The 3,064-nt window shown below is 61.6% G+C and carries 2 protein-coding genes; both read left to right on the top strand.

The features are described from left to right. The first annotated feature begins 152 nt into the window (after positions 1-152). Entirely contained in the window at positions 153-890 is a 738-nt protein-coding gene (pgl, locus tag QOC89_RS06340) for a 6-phosphogluconolactonase (RefSeq protein ID WP_323044244.1), read from the top strand. Then, positions 868-2,784: a bifunctional transcriptional regulator/glucokinase gene (locus tag QOC89_RS06345; protein ID WP_323044245.1), complete on the top strand. Its 1,917-nt coding sequence runs from the start codon at positions 868-870 to the stop codon at positions 2,782-2,784. The genes pgl and QOC89_RS06345 overlap by 23 nt, the downstream gene beginning before the upstream one ends. Positions 2,785-3,064 lie beyond the last annotated feature (280 nt).

Consider the following 3,064-nt stretch of genomic DNA (forward strand, 5'->3'; position numbering starts at 1 on the left):
GCACGGCACGGCGCCTGTAAGCCCCACCGACGAACTGAACGGAACGGCGCCGGTATCACGCAGGCACCTGCGAGTCATCCCGCTTGCAGGCATCGCGTGAGAGCAGTACGGCACGTTCCGCAGATCTAACAAGAAAGCAGCACGGAGGAGAAGTGATCGAGCTTCACGCTTTCGACGATCAACGCGCCCAATCCGACGCGTTGGCGAAAGCGGTTGGCGACGCGTTACATGCGTCGCTCGCCGCACAGGCGGGCACGTCCGTTACCGGCACGTCCGCTACCGGCACGCCAGATACTGGCGCGCGCCCGGCAATGCTTGCAGTGTCCGGCGGCACCAGTCCGCGTCCGTTCCTGCAGACCTTGTCCACGCAATCCTTCGACTGGGCGCGCATGGCCGTGACGCTGGTCGACGACCGCTGGGTACCGGAAACCGACAGCGCGAGCAATTCGCAACTCGTGCACGACACGCTGTTGCAGAATGCCGCGAAGCACGCCGCGTTCTGGCCGCTGGTCGACACCACGCAAGAGTTGAACGCGCACGTTGCCGCGCTGAATGCGGATCCGCGCTTTAGCGTGGTGCCGGACGTCGCGATTCTCGGCATGGGCGAAGACGGCCACACCGCGTCGCTTTTCGCGGATGCGCCTGAGTGGGACCACGCGATCACCACGGCTGAGCGCTTCGTGGCCGTGCATCCAGGCAGCGCGCCGCATGCGCGCGTGAGCTGGTCGCTGTCCGCCTTGAAAGAAGTGAAGCAGTTGTATTTGCTGATCGCGGGACCGCGAAAGATGGACGTGCTGAATGCCGCCGCCGCTTCGCTACAAAAAAATGCCATCTCGCAGTTGGCAAACGACAAGGGAGTAAGACTCGATGTCTACTGGTGTGCAAAGTAAGGCTGTTCCGGGCGCGGGCCAGCACGCCGACGGACCGAGGCTGCTCGCCGATATCGGAGGCACCAATGCGCGTTTCGCGCTCGAATACAGCCCGGGCGAGATCGCCTCGGTGCAGGTCTATCCGTGCGCCGACTATCCGGGCGTTGCCGAAGTCATCAAGAAGTACCTGAAGGACACCAAGATCGGCCGCGTGAATCATGCGGCGATTGCGATCGCGAATCCGGTCGACGGCGATCAGGTGAGCATGACCAATCACGACTGGAGCTTTTCGATCGAAGCCACGCGCCGCGCGCTCGGCTTCGACACGCTGCTCGTCGTGAACGACTTTACCGCGCTTGCGATGGCGCTGCCCGGTTTGACCGATGCCCAGCGCGTGCAGGTGGGCGGCGGTGCGCGTCGTCCGAACAGCGTGATCGGCCTGCTTGGCCCGGGCACCGGCATGGGCGTGTCCGGCTTGATCCCGGCCGACGACCGCTGGATCGCGCTCGGCAGCGAAGGCGGCCACGCCACGTTCGCGCCGTCTGATGAACGCGAAGACATCGTGTTGCAATACGCGCGCAAGAAGTGGTCGCATGTCTCGTTCGAACGCGTGGCCGCGGGCCCGGGCATCGAAGTGATTTACCGCGCGCTGGCGGGCCGCGACAAGAAGCGTGTGGCGGCGAACGTCGACACGATCGAGATCGTCAAGCGGGCGATGGAAGGCGAGCCGCTCGCGGCCGAATCCGTCGATGTGTTCTGCGGGATTCTCGGCACTTTCGCGGGCAATATCGCGGTGACGCTCGGCGCATTGGGCGGCATTTACATTGGCGGCGGCGTGGTGCCGCGGCTGGGTGAATTTTTCGCGCGTTCGTCGTTTCGCAAACGGTTCGAGGCGAAGGGCCGCTTCGAGGCGTATTTGCAGAGCGTGCCGACCTACGTGATTACCGCGGAATACCCGGCATTTCTGGGGGTTTCCGCGATTCTCGCCGAGCAGTTGTCGAACCGTGCGGGCGGCAGTTCATCGGCCGTGTTCGAGCGGATTCGCCAGATGCGCGATGCGTTGACGCCGGCCGAACGCCGCGTGGCCGATCTCGCGTTGAATCATCCGCGCTCGATCATCAACGATCCGATTGTGGATATTGCGCGCAAGGCTGACGTGAGTCAGCCGACGGTGATCCGCTTTTGCCGTTCGCTTGGCTGCCAGGGCTTGTCGGATTTCAAGTTGAAGCTGGCGACGGGTTTGACCGGCACGATTCCGGTAAGTCATAGCCAGGTGCATCTGGGCGACACCGCGACGGATTTTGGCGCGAAGGTGCTGGACAATACCGTGTCGGCGATTTTGCAATTGCGCGAGCATTTGAATTTCGACCAGGTCGAGCGGGCGATCGATCTGTTGAACGGCGCGCGGCGGATCGAGTTTTACGGGCTCGGCAATTCGAACATTGTCGCGCAGGATGCGCATTACAAGTTTTTCCGGTTTGGCATTCCGACTATTGCCTACGGCGATCTGTATATGCAGGCGGCTTCCGCTGCATTGCTTGGCAAGGGTGATGTGATCGTTGCCGTGTCGAAGTCGGGGCGTGCGCCTGAGTTGCTGCGGGTGCTGGATGTCGCGATGCAGGCGGGGGCCAAGGTGATTGCTATTACGTCGAGCAATACGCCTTTGGCCAAGCGCGCTACGGTGGCTTTGGAGACCGATCACATTGAGATTCGCGAGTCGCAGTTGTCGATGATTTCGCGGATTTTGCATCTGGTCATGATTGATATTCTTGCCGTTGGCGTGGCGATTCGGCGCGCTGTGCCCAGCGCGGATGTGGCTGAGACGGTCGCCAAGGCGCGGCAAGGGGCCGATGATGATGCTACTGCAGTGCTTGACTGGTTGAGTCATGGGGCCGCTTCTTCGGCGCGGGATTAAGGGTTGGGCTTTCGCGGGGGCGTCGTTTTTTTGGACGCCTGTGGCGTTGGCCTTTTCTTGATCTGGGTTTTTTGGCCTTTTCTTGATCTGGGGGTTTTTGGCCTTTCCTTGAGTTCTTATTGGTCTATTAGTGTCGCCCCTGTGCGGGGCGGCACTTACTTTCTTTGCCGCCGCAAAGAAAGATAAGCAAAGAAAGCGGCTCAACCCGCTAGCCCATAAGCGGGTCCCCCGCACAGTCACGGTAGTGGTGCATCTGGAATCTGTGTTCTCGCGCATTTCG

It is taken from the genome of Paraburkholderia sp. (assembly GCF_034668105.1).
In the GTDB taxonomy this organism is placed as follows: Bacteria; Pseudomonadota; Gammaproteobacteria; order Burkholderiales; family Burkholderiaceae; genus Paraburkholderia.